General features: G+C 63.9%; 19 protein-coding genes and 4 tRNA genes. 2 read left to right on the top strand and 21 right to left on the bottom strand.

The genetic code is table 11. From position 1 onward, the window contains the following. Positions 1-1,041 (top strand): AraC family transcriptional regulator, encoded by a 1,041-nt coding sequence (locus CQW31_RS15200; RefSeq protein ID WP_099814843.1) that lies wholly within the window; start codon positions 1-3, stop codon positions 1,039-1,041. A gap of 224 nt (positions 1,042-1,265) precedes the next feature. Here CQW31_RS15200 and CQW31_RS15195 read toward each other — a convergent pair whose 3' ends face one another. From CQW31_RS15195 to leuC, 21 genes are all read right to left on the bottom strand, one after another. Further along, on the bottom strand, positions 1,266-2,090 hold the full coding sequence (locus tag CQW31_RS15195) for a DUF2242 domain-containing protein (protein ID WP_054885757.1): 825 nt from the start codon (positions 2,088-2,090) through the stop codon (positions 1,266-1,268). 190 nt (positions 2,091-2,280) lie between these two features. Then, positions 2,281-2,357, bottom strand: a tRNA-Asp gene (locus tag CQW31_RS15190). 140 nt (positions 2,358-2,497) lie between these two features. Then, positions 2,498-2,574: transfer RNA gene (locus CQW31_RS15185), tRNA-Asp, on the bottom strand. A 99-nt stretch (positions 2,575-2,673) separates the two neighbouring features. Further along, a tRNA-Asp gene (locus tag CQW31_RS15180) sits at positions 2,674-2,750 on the bottom strand. 67 nt (positions 2,751-2,817) lie between these two features. Continuing rightward, positions 2,818-2,893: transfer RNA gene (locus CQW31_RS15175), tRNA-Val, on the bottom strand. Positions 2,894-3,041: 148 nt separating this feature from the next. Continuing rightward, positions 3,042-3,812 carry an SDR family oxidoreductase gene (locus tag CQW31_RS15170; RefSeq protein WP_165837365.1) on the bottom strand — a complete coding sequence of 257 codons (771 nt, stop codon included), beginning with the start codon at positions 3,810-3,812 and terminating at the stop codon, positions 3,042-3,044. Then, complete coding sequence (locus tag CQW31_RS15165) at positions 3,812-5,023, bottom strand: O-succinylhomoserine sulfhydrylase (protein WP_054885755.1); 1,212 nt, start codon at positions 5,021-5,023, stop codon at positions 3,812-3,814. Before CQW31_RS15165 ends, CQW31_RS15170 begins: the two co-directional genes overlap by 1 nt. A gap of 15 nt (positions 5,024-5,038) precedes the next feature. Next, entirely contained in the window at positions 5,039-6,544 is a 1,506-nt protein-coding gene (gene purF / locus CQW31_RS15160; RefSeq protein ID WP_054885754.1) for an amidophosphoribosyltransferase, read from the bottom strand. Between the two features lie 42 nt (positions 6,545-6,586). Then, positions 6,587-7,144, bottom strand: a complete 558-nt coding sequence (locus CQW31_RS15155; RefSeq protein ID WP_054885753.1) for a CvpA family protein — start codon at positions 7,142-7,144, stop codon at positions 6,587-6,589. A 242-nt stretch (positions 7,145-7,386) separates the two neighbouring features. After that, positions 7,387-8,058: an SPOR domain-containing protein gene (locus CQW31_RS15150; protein WP_054885752.1), complete on the bottom strand. Its 672-nt coding sequence runs from the start codon at positions 8,056-8,058 to the stop codon at positions 7,387-7,389. A 4-nt stretch (positions 8,059-8,062) separates the two neighbouring features. Then, positions 8,063-9,349, bottom strand: coding sequence for a bifunctional tetrahydrofolate synthase/dihydrofolate synthase (folC, locus tag CQW31_RS15145; RefSeq protein ID WP_099814842.1), 1,287 nt, complete (start codon positions 9,347-9,349; stop codon positions 8,063-8,065). Continuing rightward, positions 9,349-10,242 carry an acetyl-CoA carboxylase, carboxyltransferase subunit beta gene (gene accD, locus CQW31_RS15140; protein ID WP_054885750.1) on the bottom strand — a complete coding sequence of 298 codons (894 nt, stop codon included), beginning with the start codon at positions 10,240-10,242 and terminating at the stop codon, positions 9,349-9,351. The genes folC and accD overlap by 1 nt, the downstream gene beginning before the upstream one ends. Positions 10,243-10,464: 222 nt before the next feature. Then, positions 10,465-11,085 (bottom strand): phosphoribosylanthranilate isomerase, encoded by a 621-nt coding sequence (locus tag CQW31_RS15135; protein ID WP_054885749.1) that lies wholly within the window; start codon positions 11,083-11,085, stop codon positions 10,465-10,467. Positions 11,086-11,146: 61 nt separating this feature from the next. Beyond that, on the bottom strand, positions 11,147-12,001 hold the full coding sequence (gene truA / locus CQW31_RS15130; protein ID WP_099814841.1) for a tRNA pseudouridine(38-40) synthase TruA: 855 nt from the start codon (positions 11,999-12,001) through the stop codon (positions 11,147-11,149). 137 nt (positions 12,002-12,138) lie between these two features. Further along, entirely contained in the window at positions 12,139-14,832 is a 2,694-nt protein-coding gene (locus CQW31_RS15125; RefSeq protein ID WP_054885747.1) for a FimV/HubP family polar landmark protein, read from the bottom strand. Between the two features lie 72 nt (positions 14,833-14,904). Next, positions 14,905-15,909 (bottom strand): aspartate-semialdehyde dehydrogenase, encoded by a 1,005-nt coding sequence (locus CQW31_RS15120; protein ID WP_054885746.1) that lies wholly within the window; start codon positions 15,907-15,909, stop codon positions 14,905-14,907. Between the two features lie 219 nt (positions 15,910-16,128). Continuing rightward, positions 16,129-17,241, bottom strand: coding sequence for an aspartate-semialdehyde dehydrogenase (gene asd / locus CQW31_RS15115; protein ID WP_054885745.1), 1,113 nt, complete (start codon positions 17,239-17,241; stop codon positions 16,129-16,131). A gap of 63 nt (positions 17,242-17,304) precedes the next feature. After that, positions 17,305-18,387 carry a 3-isopropylmalate dehydrogenase gene (gene leuB, locus CQW31_RS15110; protein WP_054885744.1) on the bottom strand — a complete coding sequence of 361 codons (1,083 nt, stop codon included), beginning with the start codon at positions 18,385-18,387 and terminating at the stop codon, positions 17,305-17,307. Between the two features lie 54 nt (positions 18,388-18,441). Next, on the bottom strand, positions 18,442-19,206 hold the full coding sequence (locus CQW31_RS15105) for a class I SAM-dependent methyltransferase (protein ID WP_099814840.1): 765 nt from the start codon (positions 19,204-19,206) through the stop codon (positions 18,442-18,444). Positions 19,207-19,291: 85 nt separating this feature from the next. Continuing rightward, the gene (gene leuD / locus CQW31_RS15100) at positions 19,292-19,936 is read right to left on the bottom strand and encodes a 3-isopropylmalate dehydratase small subunit (RefSeq protein ID WP_054885742.1); all 645 of its coding nucleotides are present in this window, start codon (positions 19,934-19,936) and stop codon (positions 19,292-19,294) included. Beyond that, positions 19,933-21,366 (bottom strand): 3-isopropylmalate dehydratase large subunit, encoded by a 1,434-nt coding sequence (gene leuC, locus CQW31_RS15095; RefSeq protein WP_054885741.1) that lies wholly within the window; start codon positions 21,364-21,366, stop codon positions 19,933-19,935. Before leuC ends, leuD begins: the two co-directional genes overlap by 4 nt. Before the next feature lie 131 nt (positions 21,367-21,497). Between leuC and CQW31_RS15090 the strand changes: the two genes are divergently transcribed. After that, positions 21,498-22,376 carry a LysR family transcriptional regulator gene (locus CQW31_RS15090; RefSeq protein WP_099814839.1) on the top strand — a complete coding sequence of 293 codons (879 nt, stop codon included), beginning with the start codon at positions 21,498-21,500 and terminating at the stop codon, positions 22,374-22,376. The last annotated feature ends 57 nt before the right edge of the window (positions 22,377-22,433 follow it).

Genomic DNA, 22,433 nt, shown 5'->3' with positions numbered 1-22,433 from the left:
ATGAGCCGCCCCCGCGTGCGCCTGGGCGACCTTTCGGTCGGTTTCGTCCAGCCCCTGGCCCAGGCCCTGCGCGAGCAAGGCCATGATCCGACACCGCTGCTGCTGCAATACGGGCTCGGTGCCGAACGCCTGGCCGAAGCCGGGGCTCGGCTGTCGATTCCTCGCTATATGCACCTGGGGCATGCGGCCATCGCGCTGTGCGGCGACCCGGCGCTGGGCCTGCGCATGGGCCGGCTGAGCCGCCTGGCCCAGGCCGGGCTGGCCGGTGTCACCGCAGCCCAGGCCCCTACGCTGGGCGAGGCGGCACGTACACTGCTGCGCTTCGAGCCACTGTATGCGGCCAATTACCGCGGCCATTGCTGCTATCACGAAGACGCGCACGGCGCGTGGCTTACGTTCTACTCGATCAGCCCCTACAACGACTACAACCGCTTTGTGGTCGACTCACTGCTGGGCGGCTGGCTGGCGCAGCTTGCCGCCCTGAGCGACGTCCCCGTGCAGGCCGAGCGCCTGGAAGTGGAATTCGACGCGCCTGGCTACGCTGCGCAATACCAGCCACTGTGCAGCACACCCTTGCAGTTCGGCGCCAGCGCCAATCGTCTGCGGCTGGGCCGCAGCACGCTCGACCAGACCAATCCACAGCATTGCCCGAGCACCTTCAGCCACCTGCTGCAATTGTGTGAAGCAGAAATGCTCCAGCGCACTCGCGTGCGCAGCCTGGGCGAGCGCATTACCCATCTCCTCGGCCCGCTGCTCAATGGCGGCCGGGAACCTGACCTGGAAGAAGTGGCGCTGCGCTTGCAACTGCCCACCTGGACGCTGCGCCGCAAGCTGGCGGAAGAAGGCACGCGCTTTCGTGACCTGCTCAACGACACGCGACGCGACCTTGCCGAAGCCTACATCCGCGATACGGAGTTGGCCTTTGGCGAGATCGCTTATTTGTTGGGGTTTGCATCGGCAGAGGCCTTCCAACGCGCATTCAAGCGCTGGACGGGCCTTACGCCGGGGGAATTTCGCCGCAGCCAGCGGCGGGCAGGTTAAAGCTCCGTGGCGTCGTCTGCCGGTTCTGGCGGATCCAGTTCGAAAGCCTGAAACTCGAGCAGCTCTTCCTGATAGTCATCCATCGTCCTGCGTCCTCTTCTCATCTGTCTTCGTTGGTCATGCCTTCAACCTAAACGGGCCGGGTGAAGGAATGATGACAAGCTTATGAGTGGTAAACGTAGCAGGCGTTCAGGAAGTTATCGCCAAGCTTCTGTAACAGCGAATTAAAGCGACGCCGGTGCCTCCTGCGCAGGCTGCGTATCCTGCTGCACCTGGATCGGTGCGGCCTCTGCTGGCGGTGCCACCGGTTGCGAGCCCTGGCTATCATCGACCACGGGTTTGGCTGCGGCTTCACTGGCAGGCACAGCCGCCGCAGGTGCGGGAGCGGCTTCAACCAATGGCGCAGGCGCCGGCGCTGCAACGGCCGGGGCTGCCGAGGCCTGCTCCGGCAAGCCCAGGTCTGGCGCCGGCTTCTCAGGCTTTGGCGCAGGCGCTTCGACCTTGGCCTTGGCGACCTTCTTCGGTTTCGGCAGGAAACTTTCGACCAGGGCGAAGTAGCGATCATAGAACTGCGCCGCCGTCACCGTCTCGCTGGCGACCTTGACCATCGAGTCATCGCTGGAGCCGATCGGCATGGATACCGAACCGAGCACGCCGACACCCAGGCTGGCAGAGCTGTTGGACTTCTTCAGGCTGTAACGGTCTTGCAAGGCGTTGGCGAACATGGTCGAACGCTTGTCGTCGTTGACGTCTGGCGCGCAGGTCACGTTGAAGCTGATCTGCAGGTGGTTTTCGCTGTTCTGCTGGAAGCTCTTGTTGCCCATCACCTGGTTGGCGCCACTGCTGGTGATGATGTAGCCCTGGCTGAGCAACGCGCGACGCGCCGCTTCGCAGGAGCCGGCATCGGTCACCGGGAAGCTGCGCGAGTAGGTCCCCGAGTCGTCGAAGTTCTCGTGCTCGTAGATGGCGGCTTTCTTCGAAGAGCAACCGGTCACGCCCGCCAGCACCAGGGCCAGCCCGAGCGCACCAAAGACGGATGATCTGGTCATTGCGAATTCCGGGTAAGTCAAAAAGAGGTCTATTGTGCATCACTGCAGGCAAGCACAGGAACCGTTGATCGGTGAAGAGTGTGTCAGGATCGTGTAAATCTGGTCGCCAGCAGGGCGCAGAAACGAAAAAAGCGACCCGAAGGTCGCTTTCTCGTTGCCTCAAGGCGTTCAAGGGGCCTTGAGGCGAAGATGGCGCAGCGGACGGGACTCGAACCCGCGACCCCCGGCGTGACAGGCCGGTATTCTAACCGACTGAACTACCGCTGCGTATCATTCAGGCTTGCGCCCGATTGAAACCTGGGTCTACCCTTGCGGCGCGATGGCCTCGGGGCAGGCACAAAAAAAGCGACGTCTGATCGCTTCGTTTGTGTGTGCTTCAAGGTGTTCTAGGGACCTCGAAACGAAGATGGCGCAGCGGACGGGACTCGAACCCGCGACCCCCGGCGTGACAGGCCGGTATTCTAACCGACTGAACTACCGCTGCGTATCGTTCAGGCTTGCGCCTGATTGAAACTGGGATCAGCCTCAGGCATTTCGCCTTCGGCTCCAGACCGGTGCCAGGCACCCATCTGTTACTGAAAAATGGCGCAGCGGACGGGACTCGAACCCGCGACCCCCGGCGTGACAGGCCGGTATTCTAACCGACTGAACTACCGCTGCGCAGTGCGTTTCTCTCCGGCTATCGGCTTCATCGGAAGCGTCCAGCGCTAGAAACAGTCTCAGGAAGTGGTGGGTGATGACGGGATCGAACCGCCGACCCTCTGCTTGTAAGGCAGATGCTCTCCCGGCTGAGCTAATCACCCTCGCGATGTTGCTTGTTGCGTTTGCTTCGCTGAGGCCGCGAAATTTACGCAGGTGCCGATGCTAAGTCAATAGCCCCGTTGAATTTTTTTCAAAAAAGGCAAAAACGCAAAAGGGACCTTTCGGTCCCCTTGCCTTACCGCTGCCTGCTCAGGTGTAGATCATCTTGCGGGTCATGCCGCCGTCGACCACGAACTCCTGGCCGGTGACGAACCCGGCTTGGCGCGACAGCAGCCAGGCGACCATGGCTGCCACATCCTCCACCGTACCCACCCTGCCCGTCGGATGCTGGGCATGGTCGGCCTCGGTCAAGGGTTCGGCACGGCGCTGGGACGGGTCACGGGCATCGATCCAGCCCGGGCTCACCGCGTTGACGCGGATCTCCGGCCCCAGGCTCATGGCCAACGCATGGGTCAAGGCCACCAGGCCACCCTTGCTCGCCGCGTAGGCCTCGGTGTCCGGTTCGGACTGCCGGGCACGCGTCGAGGTCAGGTTGACGATCGCACCATTGTGCGCGCGCAGGTACGGCGCACAATGCTTGGCCAGCAACATCGGCCCATTGAGGTTGACCGCCAGTACCCGGTTCCATTGCGCCAGGCTCAAACTTTCGAGGGTCTGGTTGTGCGGGTTGGCAATGGCCGCGTTGCACACCAGCGCATCCAGCCGCCCGAACTGACCGAGCACCTCGGACACCCCGGCACTGACCTGGGCCTCGTCGGCCACGTCCATGGTGATGAACCAGGCGTTTTCGCCCAGCGCCTTGGCCACCTTGGCACCGCGCTGACGGTCGAGGTCGCTGAGCACCACTTGCCAACCTTCGCAGATCAGCCAGGCGGCAATACCCAGGCCAATGCCGCGGGCGGCACCGGTGACCAGGGCAACCCGACCATTATGGCCCGGTACACCGCCGCGGATTTCCATCAGAGAACCGCCAGCCCACGGGCGAGGTCCGCCTGCAGGTCAGCCACGTCTTCCAGGCCCACGGCAACCCGGATCAGGCTGTCGCGGATGCCCGCCGCTTCTCGCTCCTGCGGCGTCAGGCGGCCGTGGGAGGTGGTAGCCGGGTGGGCGATGGTGGTCTTGCTGTCACCCAGGTTGGTAGTGATCGAGATCACCCGGGTAGCGTCGATGAAGCGCCAGGCACCTTCCTTGCCACCCTTGACTTCGAAGCTGACCACCGCACCGAAGCCGCTCATCTGGCGCTTGGCCAGCTCATGCTGCGGGTGGCTTGGCAGGCCGGCGTAATGCACCTTCTCCACGCCCTCCTGTTGCTCCAGCCATTCGGCCAGGACCTGGGCGCTTTCGCAGTGCGCACGCATGCGCAGCTTGAGGGTTTCCAAGCCCTTGGTGAAGATCCAGGCGTTGAAGGGGCTGAGGGTCGGCCCTGCTGTGCGCAGGAAGCCCACCACTTCCTTCATCTGCTCGGCACGGCCGGCGACCACACCGCCCATGCAACGGCCCTGGCCGTCGATGAACTTGGTGGCCGAGTGGAACACGATGTCGGCACCCAGCTTGAGCGGCTGCTGCAAGGCCGGGGTGCTGAAGCAGTTGTCCACCACCAGCATGGCACCACGGGCGTGAGCAATTTCAGCCAGCGCAGGAATGTCGACCAACTCGGCCAGTGGGTTGGACGGGGACTCGACGATCAGCAGCTTGGTGTTGTCCTTGATGGCCTTTTCCCAGCCAGCGAGGTTGACCAGTGGCACGTAGTCCACCTGCACACCGAAGCGCTTGAAGTACTTCTCGAACAGGCTGATGGTCGAGCCGAATACGCTCTGCGACACCAGCACGTGGTCGCCGGCACTGCACAGCGACATGACCACGGCGAGGATCGCCGCCATGCCGGTGGAGGTGGCCACGGCCTGCTCGGCGCCTTCCATGGCCGCCAGGCGCTCTTCGAAGGCACGCACCGACGGGTTGGTGTAGCGCGAGTAGACGTTGCCCGGCGTTTCGCCGGCAAAGCGCGCAGCGGCATCGGCCGCCGTGCGGAACACATAGCTGGAGGTCAGGAACAGCGCTTCGCTGTGCTCGGCCTCCGGTGTACGGTTTTGACCGGCGCGCACCGCCAGGGTGTCGAAACCGACACCCTCGAGGTCACTGTCCAGTCGCCCGGCATCCCATTGATCCGTCATGCCGTCGCTCCCAAATCAGTTGTTGTAGAGGTCGATGATCGCGCTGACCGCCTGGTTCTTGACCTTGGCCAGGTCGTTACGGGCCTGCTCGATACGGTCAAGGTAGGCTTCGTCGATGTCGCCGGTGACGTATTCACCGTTGAACACTGCGCAATCGAAGTGATCGATCTTGATCTTGCCGCCACCGACCGAGTCGATCAGGTCCGGCAGGTCCTGGTAGACCAGCCAGTCGGCGCCGATCAACTCGGCCACCTGTTCGGTGGTACGGTTGTGGGCGATCAGTTCGTGAACACTCGGCATGTCGATGCCGTAGACGTTGGGGTAGCGCACCGCAGGGGCTGCGGAGCAGAAGTAGACGTTCTTGGCGCCGGCTTCGCGGGCCATCTGGATGATCTGCTTGCACGTGGTGCCGCGCACGATCGAGTCGTCCACCAGCATCACGTTCTTGCCGCGGAATTCCAGCTCGATGGCGTTGAGTTTCTGGCGCACCGACTTCTTGCGGGCGGCCTGCCCAGGCATGATGAAGGTACGGCCGATGTAGCGGTTCTTGACGAAGCCTTCGCGGAACTTCACGCCCAGGCGGTTGGCCAGCTCCAGCGCTGCAGTACGGCTGGTGTCCGGGATCGGGATGACCACGTCGATGTCGTGTTCCGGGCGCTCGCGCATGATCTTGTCGGCGAGTTTTTCACCCATGCGCAGACGGGCCTTGTACACCGAAATACCGTCGATGATCGAGTCCGGGCGGGCCAGGTAGACGTGCTCGAAGATGCACGGCTGCAGCTTCGGCGCATCGGCGCACTGTTTGGTGAACAGCTGGCCTTCCTCGGTGATGTACACCGCTTCGCCCGGCGCCAGGTCGCGGATCAGGGTGAAGCCGAGCACGTCGAGGGCGACGCTTTCCGAGGCGATCATGTATTCCACGCCTTCGTCGGTGTGGCGCTGACCGAACACCACAGGGCGGATGCCGTTCGGGTCACGGAAGCCGACGACACCGTAGCCGGTGATCATCGCAACGACCGCGTAGCCGCCGACGCAACGGCTGTGCACGTGGGAAACCGCGGCGAACACGTCTTCTTCGGTCGGCTGCAGCTTGCCACGCACGGCCAGCTCATGGGCGAACACGTTCAGCAGCACTTCCGAGTCGGAATTGGTGTTGACGTGGCGCAGGTCGGACTCGTAGATCTCCTTGGCCAGCTGCTCGACGTTGGTCAGGTTGCCGTTGTGCGCCAGGGTGATGCCATACGGCGAGTTGACGTAGAACGGCTGAGCCTCGGCCGACGTCGAGCTGCCCGCAGTCGGGTAGCGCACATGGCCGATGCCGATGTTGCCGACCAGGCGCTGCATGTGGCGCTGCTGGAAGACATCGCGCACCAGGCCATTGTCCTTGCGCAGGAACAACCGGCCGTCGTGGCTGGTCACGATACCGGCAGCGTCCTGGCCGCGGTGCTGGAGGACCGTAAGCGCGTCATACAGCGCCTGATTGACGTTCGACTTACCGACGATACCGACGATGCCACACATGCGACGCAACCCCTACTTTGATAAAACTTGAACGAACAGCACTCAGGGCTTTGCCGGCCCGAGCAACTGCTCCTTGAATGGAAGATCAGCCGGAGCGCTGATCACCCCACTTGAAGACCACTGATGAGTGAAACCCAGGATCAGGTTTTTCGACCAGTCAGCGACCAATAGAAACTGTGGTATCAGGCGAGATTCCTGCCACCAGCTGTCTTGCTGCACCGGCCCCAGGCTTAGCAGGCCGACCGCTACCACCACCAGCAGGCCCCCGCGCGCGGCACCAAAGGCCATGCCGAGGAAACGATCGGTGCCGGACAGCCCGGTCACGCGGATCAGCTCGCCGATCAGGAAGTTGAGCATGGCGCCCACCAGCAAGGTGGCGACGAAAAGAATGGCGCAACCAGCGATGGTGCGCATCGACGGCGTCTGGATATAGCTCTCAAGGTACACCGAAAGCGAACCACCGAACATCCAGGCGACCGCCCCTGCGACGATCCAGATGAGCAGGGACAAGGCCTCCTTGACGAAGCCGCGTTTGAGACTGATCAGTGTGGAGACGGCGATGATCGCGATGATCGCCCAATCAACCAGGGTAAAGGCCACGGTGCTGCCTGCAGACGTTTGAGGCGGCGCATTTTACCAGAGCAAAAGGCTGGGAGTAAGCGGAATGTCAGGTGGATCCCTGAGTCAGGTTTTCAGGCCTGCATCCCCTACTGCAGGAGCGGCCTTGTGTCGCGAAAGGGCTGCAGAGCAGCCCCGGCAATTTCGCTATTTCGCTGAAACTCTTGGGCCGCTTTGCGGCCCTTTCGCGACACAAGGCCGCTCCTACAGGGGCCGCGCTGCACTCAGCCTTTTTCAGGCTGGAAGCGCGTCACGAAGCCATTGAGCTTCTGCTGGCGGTTGATCACGTCTTTCAGCTTGTCTGCCTCGGCACGCTCGATCAACGGCCCGACATACACCCGGTTCATGCCACCGGCCGAACGGATGTAGGCGTTGTAGCCCTGGCTGCGCAGGGTCTTCTGCAGGTTCTCGGCGCCGGCCCGGCTGGACAGGCTGGCCAGTTGGATCGACCAGCTTACCGGCAGGCCATTGGCATCGATCTTCGACGGTGCAGGTGCAGGCGCTGGTGCAGTCGGCACTGGCGCGGCCGGCTTGGCAGCGGGTGCTGGCGTTTGCGCTGCCGCCTGCGGTTTGGGCTGGGCTTGCACCTGGGCCTGCGGCGACGGCGTGATCGGCTGGCTCGGCGCCTTCACCGGCGCCGTCGACTCGCTGACCACCACTGGCGGCTGCTCGGTCTGCTCGGGCTGTTCAGGCAGCGGCTGCGGCTCCGGCACCGTCACCGGCTCAACCTTGACTTCCGGCAGGGTCGGCATGGCCGGCGCCTGCGGGGCGTCGACATGTACCTGGCGCATCTCGTCCTGGCGGGTGAACAGCATTGGCAGGAAAATCACCGCCAGCGCCACCAGCACCAACGCACCCACCATGCGCTGCTTCATCCCTTTGTCCAGCACTGCCATCTAGTCACCCCTCCAGGGCCTGCCGCTCCAGCCATTCCAGGGCCTCGGCGACACAGAAAAACGAACCGAACAGCAGAATCTGATCATCCGCCGTCGCCTGCGCGCATTGCCCTTCAAGGGCTGCGTCGACGCTGGGGTAAGACTTCACCGCGGCGCCGTGGTTCGTCAAGGCAGCGGCCAATTCGCCAGCCGGACGGCTGCGCGGGGTATGCAGCGGCGCCACCGCCCACTCGTCGACCAAGCCGTGCAGCGGCGCGATGACGCCGTGCAGGTCCTTGTCGGCGAGCAGGCCGAACACTGCCAGGCGCCGCCCCTTCAATGGACGCGCAGCCAGGCGGCGGGCCAGATATTCGGCGGCGTGCGGGTTGTGCCCGACATCCAGCAACAGCTCCACGCGCCTACCCTGCCAGGTCAACTGGCGACGGTCGAGACGGCCGGTGATGCGGGTGTCGAGCAAGGCCTGACGGATCTGCCCGGCTTCCCACGGCAAGCCCATCAGCAGGTAGGCCTGCAGGGCCAGGGTAGCGTTTTCCATGGGCAGGTCGAGCAGCGGCAAACCGTGCAATGCTACCGGTTTGCCATCTGCAGTGACGCCGCGCCAGTCCCAGCCGCCTTCGCAGCTTGCCAGATCGAAATCACGGCCGCGCAGGAACAGCGGCGCCGCCAGTTCGGCGGCCTTGTCCAGCAACGGCTTCGGCGGATCGAGGTCACCGCACAGCGCCGGCCTGCCCTGGCGGAAGATGCCAGCCTTCTCGAAGGCCACCTGCTCGCGGGTATCGCCAAGGTATTCGACATGGTCGACGCCAATGCTGGTTACCAGCGCCAGGTCGGCATCCACCACGTTCACGGTGTCCAGGCGGCCACCGAGCCCCACTTCGAGCACCACGGCATCCAGCTGCGACTGGTAGAACAACCAGAACGCCGCCAGCGTGCCCATCTCGAAGTAGGTCAGGGAAATCTCGCCCCGCGCCGCCTCGACGGCGGCGAAGGCCTCGCACAGGCGCTCATCGCTGGCTTGCTGGCCATCGATCAGCACCCGTTCGTTGTAGCGCAACAGGTGGGGCGAACTGTACACCCCCACCTTCAGCCCCTGGGCCCGCAGCAGCGAGGCCACGAAGGCGCAGGTCGAGCCCTTGCCGTTGGTACCGGTCACGGTGACCACCCGTGGCGCCAGTTTGCCCAGCGCCAGCCGGGCAAGCACCTTCTGCGACCGCTCCAGGCCCATGTCGATGGCCGAGGGGTGCAATTGCTCGAGGTAGGCGAGCCACTCGCCCAGGGATCGTTGTTTCATCACGCGACCGCAGCGACCTCACGGGCCTGTTCCGGGGTCTGCTGGCCGGTCATTTGGGCCAGCAGGCGAGCCAGACGCGGGCGCAGTTCGCCACGGGAGATGATCAGGTCGATGGCGCCATGCTCCAGCAGGAACTCGCTGCGCTGGAAGCCTTCCGGCAGTTTTTCGCGCACGGTCTGCTCGATCACACGTGGACCGGCGAAGCCGATCAGGGCCTTCGGCTCACCGACGATGACGTCGCCAAGCATTGCCAGACTGGCGGAAACGCCGCCGTAGACGGGGTCGGTCAGCACCGAGATGAACGGGATGCCTTCTTCGCGCAAGCGTGCCAGCACGGCCGACGTCTTGGCCATCTGCATCAGCGAGATCAGCGCTTCCTGCATGCGCGCACCGCCGGAGGCGGAGAAGCAGACCATCGGGCAGCGGTTTTCCAGGGCGTAGTTGGCGGCACGCACGAAACGCTCACCGACGATGGCACCCATGGAGCCCCCCATGAACGAGAACTCGAAGGCGCTGACCACGATCGGCATGCCCATCAGGGTGCCGCTCATGGAGATCAGGGCGTCTTTTTCGCCAGTCTGCTTTTGCGCACCAGCCAGGCGGTCCTTGTACTTCTTGCCGTCACGGAACTTCAGGCGGTCGACCGGCTCCAGCTCGGCACCAAGTTCGGCGCGGCCTTCCGGGTCGAGGAAGATGTCGATGCGGGCACGTGCGCCTATGCGCATGTGGTGGTTGCACTTGGGGCAGACATCCAGGGTCTTTTCCAGCTCCGGACGATACAGCACGGCCTCGCAGGCCGGGCACTTGTGCCACAGGCCTTCCGGCACCGAGCTCTTCTTCACCTCGGAACGCATGATCGAAGGGATCAGTTTGTCGACTAACCAGTTGCTCATGCTTTCTTTCTCCAGTATTGGCGGACGGGGACCGGACTGGCCGGCCATGCCCTGCCCTTGAGCTCAAATTCTTCTATGAAACGATGACGACCCGGCCACAGGGGCTGCCTGCGCACCGCGCCGTCTTCAATCTGTCGTTTGGCCACGCGGCTTGCCGCTGGCCGCCCCGCAGGGCTGCGAAACCTATGGACGATGGCGCGCCGCCAGCCGTCACATCTGCGGTCACGCCTGTTTCACCGCACGCATGAAGGCTTCGATCTTCGCTGCATCCTTGATGCCCTTGGCCTGCTCCACACCGCCACTGACATCCACCGCATACGGGCGCACCTGGGCGATTGCCTGGCCGACGTTGCCGGCCGACAGCCCGCCCGCGAGGATGATCGGCTTGCTCAGCCGCGCCGGGACCAGCGACCAGTCGAAGGCCTCGCCGGTACCACCTGGTACACCGGCCACGTAAGTGTCGAGGAGAATGCCGCGGGCGCCGGCATAGCGCTGGCAGGCGGCCTCCAGGTCATCGCCGGGGCGCACCCGCAGCGCCTTGATCCAGGGGCGATGATAGCCTTCGCAATCAGCCGGGGTCTCATCGCCGTGGAACTGTAGCAGGTCCAGGGGCACCACCTCGAGGATCTCGTTCAGCTCACAACGCGAGGCGTTGACGAACAGCCCGACCGTGGTCACGAACGGCGGCAGCTCGGCAATGATCGCCCGTGCCTGGCGCACGTCCACGGCACGCGGGCTCCTGGCATAGAAGACGAAGCCGATGGCATCGGCGCCCGCCTCGGCGGCGGCCAGCGCGTCCTCGATGCGGGTAATCCCGCAGATCTTGCTGCGAACGTTGCTCATGGACTGCAAACCCTGAGTGAACTTGTGAAGGGCCCGATGTTAGCAAATGACTTTTGACGCGTCAGTCGGCCAACGCCTCGTAACCGGTCAAAAAGTGTGGACCGATGTAACGCTGCGGCAACTGGAACTCTTCCGGGTACTCCACTTGCACCAGGTACAAGCCGTAAGGGTGCGCGGTAACGCCGCCCTCGCGGCGGTTACGCCCTTCCAGCACCTCGCGCGCCCACTCGACCGGACGCTCACCCGCACCGATGGTCATCAGCACGCCGGCGATATTGCGCACCATGTGGTGCAGGAAAGCGGTGGCACGCACGTCCAGCACAATCATCTGGCCATGGCGGGTCACACGCAGGTGGTGGATATGCTTGATCGGCGACTTGGCCTGACACTGGCTGGCGCGGAAGGCGCTGAAATCATGGGTACCGAGCAGGTACTGGGCGGCCTGGGCCATGCGCCCGACGTCGAGCGGGCGGTGGTTCCAGGTCACTTCCTCGGCCAGGTGCGCAGGACGAATCGGGTCGTTGTAGATCACATAGCGGTAGCGCCGGGCACAAGCCTTGAAGCGCGCATGGAAGTCCGCCGGCATCGGCCGCGACCAGACCACGCTGATGTCGTGGGGCAGGTTGAAATTGGTGCCCAGGGTCCAGGCGCGCTCGTCACGTACGGCGCGGGTATCGAAATGCACGACCTGCCCGCAGCCGTGCACGCCGGCATCGGTGCGCCCGGCACAGATGACGCTGATCGGCTCGTCGGCCACCTTCGACAGCGCCTGCTCCAGGGCCTGCTGGACGCTGGGCACGCCGCTGGCCTGGCGCTGCCAGCCGCGATAGCGCGAGCCTTTGTATTCCACACCCAGGGCAATGCGGGTGAAGCCTTCGGCGGCCGATTCGGAGCCGGCAGTGTCGATGATGTCCAAGAGCGTGAAACCTGTGGGTGATACGGAATGGCGGGATTATAACGACAACGGCAGCCGTGTAGGGCTGCCATTGATTTTGCATGAGCTTCGATGACCTCTTCGCGACTGAAGCCGCGAAGAGGCCATCGAAGGCGCACTCAGACCAGGCGCGAGAGCATCTCTTCGGCTTCCTGACGCTGGCCGTCATCACCGTCCTTGACCACTTCGTCGAGGATGTCACGAGCCCCTTGATGGTCGCCCATGTCGATATAGGCACGCGCCAGGTCGAGCTTGGTCGCCACTTCGTCGGCACCGGAGAAGAAGTCGAAGTCCAGGTCATCCAGCGGCTCGGGTTCGGCTGCGGCGTCCTCGGCGGTGAAGTGTGGCTCCAGGGATGGCGACTCCAGGCTCTGCGACAGCTTGTCCAGCTCGGCGTTGACGTCGTTCAGCTCCGAGGCAAAACTCTTGGCCGCCGGCGAGTCGTCTTCCAGTGACAACGAAAGATCGAAGTCTTCCGGCAGTTCCAGCTCGGAAATCGGCTCGAATTCCGGGAGCGTGTCGAAGGCTGCCAGTTCGGCGGCGACATCCACCGGCTCTTCTTCCGCCGCAGCCGGGGCAGCCGCCTCGCCACTGTCAAGATCGAAATCGGACAGGTCGAAATCGGCCAGGTCGTCGACGCTCTGCGGCTCGGCCTGGGCTTGGGCCAGCAAGGCTTCGAAATCGGCATCGGCATCGGTTTCCGGCGCCACGGCTGCCGGTTCAGCGGGCACCTGCGCTTGAGCCAGTGACGGCTCATCCAGCGTCGGCGGCTCGAGCTGATCATCTAACGGCAGATCATCCCCCAGGCTCAGGTCGAAGGCGCTGTCCAGGTCGTTATCATCGAGTACCGAGGTCTCGGTGAAAGCCTCGGCGGCTGCTTCCAGATCAGGCTCAGTTGCCGGCTCCGGCTCGACCACCGCCTGCGGCTCAGGCTGCGCTTCGGCTGGCGCTTGCGGCTGTTCCTGCAGCAACTCCTGGACATACTGCTCGTCCATTTCCGCGGCCAGTGCCGCAGCCCCCACGCCAGCGGCGGCAGCGAGCCCCAGCATGGCCGGGTAGCGCTCCTTGAGGCTGTTGACCTGCGCCGTGTTCGCTTCGCTGCCAGGCAGCTTGCGCTCCTGCTCGACGAAAGCGCTGTGGTCGCCCTGGCGAGCGTAAACGTCCATCAGCTTGAGGCGCAGGGTGTCATTCTCCGGCTGCGCCGCCACTGCTGCTTCCAGCAGGTCGGCCGCGTGGTTCAGGCGACCACGCGACAGGCTCAGATCCACCTCAGCCAGCAATTCGGCATTCGGGTCCTGTACCGGCTCGGGCTCGGCAACCGCGGCCGCAGGTGCGGGGGCGGCCGGTTTTTCCGCGGCCACGGCAGCGGCAGCAGAAGCCGCCACCACGGCAGGCGACAGGGTGACGCTCGGCGCGGACACTTCCAGCCCATCGAAGCTGCTCGGTGGCAGGTCGAGGTCCGGGCTGCGCTCGCCTTCCTCAGCCAGCGCGCGGGCCATGCGCAGGTGTTTTTCCGCCTCTTGCTGCGCCTTGCGCTTGCGCGCCAGCAGCAACAGCAGGAGCAACAGCACGAGGAACGCGGAGCCGGCGATCAGGCCCAGCACCACAGGATTGGCCAGCATCTCATCGATGGCACCTGGCTGTGCAGGCGCAACCTCGTCGGCGGGAGCTGCAGCCGGGGCCGTATCGACTGCTGCCGGCGCTGGCGCGACCACCGGTTCGGCCGGGGCCAAACCTGCCGCAGGTGGCTGCGCAGGGGCCGGCTCACCCGGCAAGGCGCCCGCAGGCGGTGCTTCAGCTGCCGCCCCCTGGGCTTCGAGGCGCGCCAACTGGTCATTCTTCAGCTGAATCAGCTTCTGCAGCTTGTCCATCTGACTCTGCAGGTCACTCACCCGGCTTTTCAATTCTTCGTTGTCACGACGGCTGGTATCCAGGCTTTCCTGGGCCACCGCCAGCGTGTCGCTGATGGCCTTGGCACTGTTGCCGCCAGCCTGCGTGCCGGGGCTGACCAGGCGCAGGTTGTCACCCTGGGCGATACGCTCGGGCGCGGCATCGGCGGCACCGCGGCGGGTGGCATCCAGCTGCCGTGCACGCGGCCCCAGGCGCCGGCCTTCACGCCAGGCGGCGTACTGCTCGGCCACTTCGCGATTGGCTTCGCCCTGGGGAATGCTCTGAATCTGCTGCTGATCGGGCAGGCGCAAGACCTGGCCCACCTTCAGCTGGTTGATGTTGTTGCCGATAAAGGCATCCGGGTTGAGTGCCTGGATGGCGATCATGGTCTGCTGCACCGAGCCACCGCCCTGGGTGTTGCGGGCAGCGATCTGCCACAGGGTGTCGCGGCGTTTGGTGGTGTAGCTGCCTGCGCTGCTGGTGGCCGGGTTGACATTGCCGGCAGCAGGCTGCTGGCCCTGGGCCTTGGCCTGGTCGAGCAACACGCTGTAGTCACGCAGCAGGCGGCCCTGCGGCCACATCACCTGGACCAGGAACTTGACCACCGGGCCAGGCAACGGCTGGCTGGAAGTGACCCGCAGCACGCTCTTGCCGTTGGGGTTGATCACCGGGGTGAACGTCAGGTCTTCGAGGTAGCCTGGAAGCTCCACACCGGCCTTGCTGAACTCTTCCGGTGGCGCCAGGCTCGGCGCCACTTCGGCTGCGGTGAGGTCGCGCACATCGAGCAGTTCGATCTCGGCGTCCAGAGGCTGGTTCTGTGCCGACTTCAATGTCAGTTCACCCAACCCCAGGGCATTCGCCATGCCAGACGTCAGCGCCGAAGCTGCCGCCATGGCCAGAACCAGTTTGCGAATTCGAAGCATGACCTCTTCCCTTGTATGAATCGTCCCAAAAACCTGCGTGCGGCGTGGGACAAAAGTGCTCGCCAGTATCTTTTACACCATGTGTTTAATCAACAATTGCGCCACCTGTACGGCGTTCAAAGCAGCGCCCTTGCGCGCATTGTCAGTGGTCAACCAAAGGTTGAGCTGCTGTTTTTCGTCAATTCCATGGCGTACACGACCAACATAGACCACGTCTTGGCCGACTGCGTCACCGACCGGGGTCGGATAATCGTCGTTTGCCACCAGCTCGATGCTTTCGGCCTGTTCCAGTGCCTGGTTGACCTGGCCCAGATCGACCGGGCGACGGCTCTGCACCGCCACACTGAAGCTATCGCCGAAAAACACCGGGACTTGAATGCAGCTCACGGAAATCTTCAGTTCCGGCAGACCCAGCAGCACGCGAAGTTCACCCACCAGGCGGCGCTCTACGGCAGTATGCCCCTGCTCGTCGACGCCCCCGACCTGGGCCAGCACGTTGAAGGCCATCTGGCGATCGAAGAAGCGCGGCTCCAGTGGCCGGGCATTGAGCAGCTCGGCGGTTTGCCGGGCCAGTTCGCTGACCGCTTCACGGCCTTGCGCCGACACCGCCAAGGCAGCCATGACCTGCACCCGCTCGATATCCAGTTGGCCCTTGAGCGGTGCCAGGGCAACCGCCAGGGCCACGGCGGCGCAGCTGGGGCTGGTGATGCGTGCAGGCAGGCTGAGGCTGGCGACACTGTCACCATTGGCCTCCGGCACCACGGCGAGGGCATTGTCCAGGCCGCCGGAAAGGTCGATGACCGTGCAGCCGGCCTGCTCGGCCTTGCTGGCAAAACTGCGGCTGACGGCCGGACTGGTGGCAAAGAAGGCCAGCCTGACCTGGGCGAAGTCGAAACTGTCGACCTCACGCACCTTGAGCTTCCTGCCGGCGAACATCATGCTGCTGCCCGCCGATTCCATGCTGGCCAGCAGGTGCAGGGTGCCAACCGGGAAGGCCAGTTCTTCGAGGATCTGCACGAGGGTTTCACCGACGCTGCCGGTGGCGCCGACGACGGCGATATCCAGGGGAGTGGTCATGCTAGGGATCCTTTTGCTGAAACGGCGGGGGCGGCACTTTACTTGGATTGTAGGCTTTTGTCTGTGCTGGCCTCTTCGCGGGTGAACCCGCTCCCACAGGTACAGCGCTATCTTGAGGGTCTGTGTTTTTCCTGTGTGGGTTCACCCGCGAAGAGGCCAGTGCAGGCATAAAAAAACCCGCGCTGTCACCAGCGCGGGTTTTCGGTGCAGCCCAAGCGATCAACGCTCCAGCAGGATCCGCAGCATGCGCCGCAGCGGTTCGGCGGCGCCCCACAGCAGCTGGTCACCCACGGTGAACGCGCCCAGGTACTGCGACCCCATGTTCAGCTTGCGCAGGCGGCCAACCGGGATGTTCAGGGTACCGGTCACCTTGGTCGGGGTCAGCTCTTGCATGCTGATCTCGCGCTGGTTCGGCACCAGTTTCACCCACGGGTTGTGCTGGCTGATCATGCCTTCGATGTCGGCCAGAGGCACATCCTTGTTCAGCTTGATGGTCAGCGCCTGGCTGTGGCAGCGCATGGCGCCGATGCGCACGCAGATGCCATCGACCGGGATAGGGCTCTTGAAGCGGCCGAGGATCTTGTTGGTCTCGGCCTGGGCCTTCCACTCTTCGCGGCTCTGGCCGTTGGGCAGCTCCTTGTCGATCCACGGGATCAGGCTACCGGCCAGCGGCACGCCGAAGTTCTCGGTCGGGAACCCATCGCCACGCATGGTTTCAGCCACCTTGCGGTCGATGTCGAGGATGGCGCTGGCCGGGTTGGCCAGGTCATCGGCAACGGCTGCATGGGTAGCCCCCATCTGCTTGATCAGCTCGCGCATGTTCTGAGCACCAGCACCGGAAGCCGCCTGGTAGGTCATGGCGCTCATCCACTCGACCAGGCCAGCTTCGAACAGGCCGCCCAGGCCCATCAGCATCAGGCTGACCGTGCAGTTGCCGCCGATGTAGTTCCTGGTACCGGCATCGAGCTGCTGGTCGATGACCTTGCGGTTGACCGGGTCCAGCACGATCACCGCATCGTCCTGCATGCGCAGCGACGAAGCGGCATCGATCCAGTAACCCTGCCAGCCGGCTTCACGCAGCTTGGGGAACACCTCGTTGGTATAGTCGCCGCCCTGACAGGTCAGGATCACGTCGAGGGTCTTGAGTTCTTCAATCGAATAAGCGTCCTTGAGCGGAGCAATATCCTTGCCCACGTTCGGGCCCTGGCCACCTACGTTGGAGGTGGTGAAGAACACCGGCTCGATAAGGTCGAAATCCTGCTCCTCCAGCATCCGCTGCATGAGCACGGAACCGACCATACCGCGCCAACCGATCAGACCTACACGTTTCATCGCAACTACACCTTTGCTAAAAGTGGGCCGCCACCTCGAGTTTTTGGTGGCGGGCCAGAGAGATTACAGATTCCGCAGCGCTGCGACTACTGCGTCGCCCATTTCCTGCGTGCCTACTTTGTTGCAGCCGGCCGACCAGATGTCACCGGTGCGCAGGCCCTGGTCCAGCACGATGCTGACCGCCTTCTCTATCGCCTCGGCTGCCGCCTGCTGGTTGAAGCTGTAACGCAGCATCATCGACACCGACAGGATGGTCGCCAGCGGGTTGGCGATGCCCTGCCCGGCGATGTCCGGGGCCGAACCGTGGCAAGGCTCGTACATGCCCTTGTTTTCGGCGTCCAGGGAGGCTGAAGGCAGCATGCCGATGGAACCGGTCAGCATGGAAGCCTCATCCGACAGAATGTCACCGAACATGTTGTCGGTCACTACCACGTCGAACTGTTTCGGTGCGCGAACCAGCTGCATCGCAGCGTTATCGACGTACATGTGGCTCAGTTCGACGTCCGGATAGTCCTTGGCCACATCTTCGACCACTTCACGCCACAGCTGGCTGGAGGCCAGGACGTTGGCCTTGTCCACCGAGCACAGCTTCTTGCCACGCACGCGGGCCATGTCGAAGCCGACCCGGGCGATACGGCGCACTTCGCTTTCGCTGTAGGGCAGGGTGTCGTAGGCCTGGCGCTCGCCACCTTGCAGCTCGCGCTGACCCCGCGGGGCACCGAAGTAAATGCCGCCGGTCAGCTCGCGGACGATGAGGATATCCAGGCCCGAGACGATTTCCGGCTTCAGCGAAGATGCATCGGCCAATTGTGGGTAGAGAATGGCCGGGCGCAGGTTGGCGAACAGGCCCAGTTGCGAACGGATTTTCAGCAAGCCGCGTTCCGGGCGGATGTCACGCTCGATCTTGTCCCATTTCGGGCCGCCTACGGCGCCCAGCAGCACGGCGTCGGCCTTGCGGGCACGCTCCAGGGTCTCGTCAGCCAGCGGTACGCCGTGCTTGTCGATGGCGGCGCCGCCGATCACGTCGTGCTCGAGGCTGAAGCCGAGCTGGAACTTGTCGTTGGCCAACTCCAGCACCTTGACCGCCTCGGCCATGATTTCCGGGCCGATGCCATCACCTGGGAGAATCAGAATCTGCTTGCTCATGCTTTCCTCTATACATTCACGCGGTGCGGCCATGTGGGCCTCACCGAAAAGTTCTTATCGCTCGGCCCACAACACCAGCACATCGGTGCTGAACGAGCCATCGGCCTCGATCTGGTAATACTGCCGTACTTCTGCGCCCATGGCTTGCTGCAATTGGAGAATGGCAACGCGCATCGGCTCGGGGGTGCGCATGCGCTCGACCCAGCTGCTGAATTCCAGGCGTAGTGGCTGGCGCGTGTGGCTGCGCACGTGCAGGCCGGCTTCGCTGACCTGGCGCTGCCATTCGGCGGCCGAGTAGTCGCGCACGTGACTGGTGTCGCGCAGCACTTCCACGGCCTGCAGGTAGGTGTCGAGCAACGGGCTGCCCGGCGACATCACGTCGATGAACGCTGCCACGCCGCCCGGCTTGAGCACCCGGCGCACTTCGCGCAGGGCCACGCCCAGGTCGCTCCAGTGATGCGCCGAATAGCGGCTGAAGACGAAGTCGAACGACGCGTCGGCGAACGGCAAGCGTTCGGCCGCACCGCATTCGGTGGTGATATTGCCCAGGCCGCGCTCGCTGGCGGCGCTGGCAACCACGTCGAGCATCGATTGCGAGAGGTCGTAGGCGACCACCTCAGCGACCAGGGGCGCGACGTGGAAACTGACATGACCGGCACCGCAGCCCAGGTCCAGCACGCGGGCATCGCCCTGCCCTGCCAGCGCGGCCTGCAACAGGGCGAACTCGCTGCCCTGGGCGTGCACGGCGCTGCTGAGGTAGGCGCTGGCCTGTTCGCCGAACTGGCGTTGGACCACATCGGTGTGGGTGGTGCTGATCATGATTCAATCCTTTAGAATTTTGTTGCCAGGACCGGCCTCTTCGCGGGCATGCCCGCGAAAGGGCCGGCACTGTCACCTGCAAATGTCAGGCATCACGGAACAGCCAAGGCTGGCCGGCGCGGTGCTTGCCTTCGAATGCCTTGATCGCGTCGCTGTCCTGCAAGGTCAGGCCGATGTCGTCCAGGCCATTGAGCAGGCAATGCTTGCGGAACGCGTCGATTTCGAAGTGCAGCACCTTGCCGTCCGGGCGGGTCACCGCCTGCGCCTGCAGGTCGATGGTCAACTGGTAGCCCGGGTTGGCTTCGACCTGCTTGAACAGCTCGTCGACTTCCTCGTCGCTGAGGATGATCGGCAGCAAGCCGTTCTTGAAGCTGTTGTTGAAGAAGATGTCGGCGAAGCTCGGTGCGATCACGCTGCGGAAGCCGTATTCGTCCAGTGCCCAGGGCGCGTGCTCACGGCTCGAACCGCAACCGAAGTTCTCCCGTGCCAGCAGTACGCTGGCCCCCTGGTAACGCGCGTGGTTGAGCACGAATTCCTGGTTCAGCGGGCGCTTGCTGTTGTCCTGGTACGGCTGACCGACATCCAGGTAACGCCATTCGTCGAACAGGTTGGGGCCGAAACCGGTGCGCTTGATCGACTTGAGGAACTGCTTGGGGATGATCTGGTCGGTGTCGACGTTGGCACGATCCAACGGCGCGACGAGACCGGTGTGCTGGGTAAAGGCTTTCATGCTGCGCTCCCTTGGATCAACTCGCGGACATCGATGAAGTGGCCAGTCACCGCGGCGGCGGCGGCCATGGCCGGGCTGACCAGGTGAGTACGGCCACCGGCGCCCTGACGGCCTTCGAAGTTGCGGTTGGACGTGGACGCACAGTGCTCGCCGCTTTCCAGGCGATCCGGGTTCATTGCCAGGCACATCGAGCAGCCGGGTTCACGCCATTCGAAGCCGGCTTCGAGGAAAATCTTGTCCAGGCCTTCACGTTCGGCCTGGGCCTTGACCAGGCCCGAACCTGGCACCACCAGCGCCTGCTTGACCGTCGCGGCAACCTTGCGGCCCTTGGCGATCGCGGCGGCGGCGCGCAGGTCTTCGATGCGCGAGTTGGTGCACGAACCGATGAATACGCGGTCGAGCTTGATGTCGGTAATCGCCTGATTGGCGGCGAGGCCCATGTACTTGAGGGCGCGCTCGATCGAACCGCGCTTGATCAGGTCTGGCTCGGCAGCCGGGTCCGGCACGCGCTGGTCGACGGCCAAGACCATTTCCGGCGAAGTGCCCCAGCTGACTTGCGGCTTGATCTGCGCAGCGTCGAGTTCGACCACGGTGTCGAACACGGCATCGTCGTCGGACACCAGGTCCTTCCACGCCTCGACGGCACGCTTCCAGTCCTCGCCCTTGGGCGCATACGGGCGGCCTTCGACGTAGGCGATGGTGGTGGCGTCGGTCGCTACCAGGCCCACACGGGCACCGGCTTCGATGGACATGTTGCAGATGGTCATGCGGCCTTCCATGGACAATTCACGGATGGCGCTGCCAGCGAACTCCATGGCGTGGCCATTACCACCGGCCGTGCCGATCTTGCCGATCACGGCAAGGACGATGTCCTTGGCGGTGACGCCGGCTGGCAACTGGCCTTCAACCCGTACCAGCATGTTCTTCATCTTCTTGGCAACCAGGCACTGGGTGGCGAGCACATGCTCGACCTCGGAGGTACCGATGCCGTGGGCCAAGGCGCCGAAAGCGCCGTGGGTGGAGGTGTGCGAGTCACCGCAGACCACGGTCATGCCCGGCAAGGTGGCGCCCTGCTCCGGGCTGATGACGTGGACGATGCCCTGGCGTTCGTCGTTCATCTTGAATTCGACGATGCCATATTCGTCACAGTTTTCATCGAGGGTCTGCACCTGCAGGCGCGACACCTGGTCGACGATGGCTTCGATGCCGCCCTTGCGCTCTGGCGTGGTCGGCACGTTGTGGTCCGGGGTGGCGATGTTGGCATCGATGCGCCACGGCTTGCGATTGGCCAGGCGCAGGCCTTCGAAGGCCTGGGGCGACGTCACTTCGTGAATGATATGGCGGTCGATGTAGATCAAGGACGAGCCGTCATCACGGCGCTTGACCTCATGGGCTTCCCAGAGTTTGTCGTAGAGCGTTTTGCCAGCCATCAGACTGTTCCTCATCAGCGTCTTTCTATGCCAAAGACCCCTTGGCTTGTACGGACGATGCTATGGGGTTAGATTGAATAACTCAAATTCATAATTTTTATGCTTTGGATAACCAAAAGGAATCCGAAATCGTGGACCTGGCCAACCTCAGCGCTTTCATTGCCATTGCCGAGACCGGCAGCTTCTCGGGTGCCGGCGAGCGCCTGTTTCTGACCCAGCCAGCGATCAGCAAACGCATCGCTGGCCTGGAACAGCAACTGGACGTGCGCTTGTTCGATCGCCTGGGCCGAGAAGTGACCCTGACCGAAGCCGGCCGCGCCCTGCTGCCCCGCGCCTACCAGATCCTCAACGTTCTCGATGATACCCGCCGGGCGCTGACCAACCTCAACGGCGAGGTGAGCGGTCGCCTGACCCTGGCAACCAGCCACCATATCGGCCTGCATCGCCTACCGCCGCTGCTGCGGGCATTTACCCGTCAGTACCCCGCCGTAGCGCTGGATATTCAGTTCATGGATTCGGAACAGGCCTACGATGAAATCCTCCACGGCCGCGCCGAAATCGCCGTCATCACCCTCGCCCCCGAGCCTCACCACCTAGTCGAGGCCGTTCCGGTCTGGGACGACGCCCTGGACTTCGTGGCGGCGCCCGAGCATCCACTGGCCAGCAACCAGGCGGTGAACCTGGCCGATGTCGCCCGGCACCCGGCGGTCTTCCCCGGTGGCAATACCTTCACCCACCACATCGTCCAGCGCCTGTTCGAAAGCCAGGGCCTGACACCGAACATCGCCATGAGCACCAACTACCTGGAGACCATCAAGATGATGGTGTCGATCGGCCTGGCGTGGAGCGTGCTGCCCCGGACTATGCTGGATGATCAGGTTGCACCTATCGCCTTGCCCGGCATACAGCTGTCGCGCCAGCTAGGCTACATTCTGCACACGGAGCGAACGCTATCGAACGCTGCCAGGGCCTTCATGGCCCTGCTCGACAGCCACGCAGGGTCCGCCTGACCGGCCGTCAGCTCGGCATTTCCAACTTCATGGACGCGTCACACGCCAAAGGTCTGG

Source organism: Pseudomonas sp. 382, from assembly GCF_002759075.1.
Taxonomy (GTDB): Bacteria; Pseudomonadota; Gammaproteobacteria; order Pseudomonadales; family Pseudomonadaceae; genus Aquipseudomonas; species Aquipseudomonas vlassakiae.
This window is presented reverse-complemented; position numbering and strand designations above follow the sequence as displayed.

Bases quoted from the DNA above. Each gene is read 5' to 3' on its own strand.
- CQW31_RS15200 (WP_099814843.1), top strand. From the start codon at position 1: ATGAGCCGCCCCCGCGTGCGCCTGGGCGACCTTTCGGTCGGTTTCGTC.
- CQW31_RS15195 (WP_054885757.1), bottom strand. From the start codon at position 2,090: ATGACCAGATCATCCGTCTTTGGTGCGCTCGGGCTGGCCCTGGTGCTG.
- CQW31_RS15170 (WP_165837365.1), bottom strand. From the start codon at position 3,812: ATGGAAATCCGCGGCGGTGTACCGGGCCATAATGGTCGGGTTGCCCTG.
- CQW31_RS15165 (WP_054885755.1), bottom strand. From the start codon at position 5,023: ATGACGGATCAATGGGATGCCGGGCGACTGGACAGTGACCTCGAGGGT.
- purF (WP_054885754.1), bottom strand. From the start codon at position 6,544: ATGTGTGGCATCGTCGGTATCGTCGGTAAGTCGAACGTCAATCAGGCG.
- CQW31_RS15150 (WP_054885752.1), bottom strand. From the start codon at position 8,058: ATGGCAGTGCTGGACAAAGGGATGAAGCAGCGCATGGTGGGTGCGTTG.
- folC (WP_099814842.1), bottom strand. From the start codon at position 9,349: ATGAAACAACGATCCCTGGGCGAGTGGCTCGCCTACCTCGAGCAATTG.
- accD (WP_054885750.1), bottom strand. From the start codon at position 10,242: ATGAGCAACTGGTTAGTCGACAAACTGATCCCTTCGATCATGCGTTCC.
- CQW31_RS15135 (WP_054885749.1), bottom strand. From the start codon at position 11,085: ATGAGCAACGTTCGCAGCAAGATCTGCGGGATTACCCGCATCGAGGAC.
- CQW31_RS15125 (WP_054885747.1), bottom strand. From the start codon at position 14,832: ATGCTTCGAATTCGCAAACTGGTTCTGGCCATGGCGGCAGCTTCGGCG.
- CQW31_RS15120 (WP_054885746.1), bottom strand. From the start codon at position 15,909: ATGACCACTCCCCTGGATATCGCCGTCGTCGGCGCCACCGGCAGCGTC.
- asd (WP_054885745.1), bottom strand. From the start codon at position 17,241: ATGAAACGTGTAGGTCTGATCGGTTGGCGCGGTATGGTCGGTTCCGTG.
- leuB (WP_054885744.1), bottom strand. From the start codon at position 18,387: ATGAGCAAGCAGATTCTGATTCTCCCAGGTGATGGCATCGGCCCGGAA.
- CQW31_RS15105 (WP_099814840.1), bottom strand. From the start codon at position 19,206: ATGATCAGCACCACCCACACCGATGTGGTCCAACGCCAGTTCGGCGAA.
- leuD (WP_054885742.1), bottom strand. From the start codon at position 19,936: ATGAAAGCCTTTACCCAGCACACCGGTCTCGTCGCGCCGTTGGATCGT.
- leuC (WP_054885741.1), bottom strand. From the start codon at position 21,366: ATGGCTGGCAAAACGCTCTACGACAAACTCTGGGAAGCCCATGAGGTC.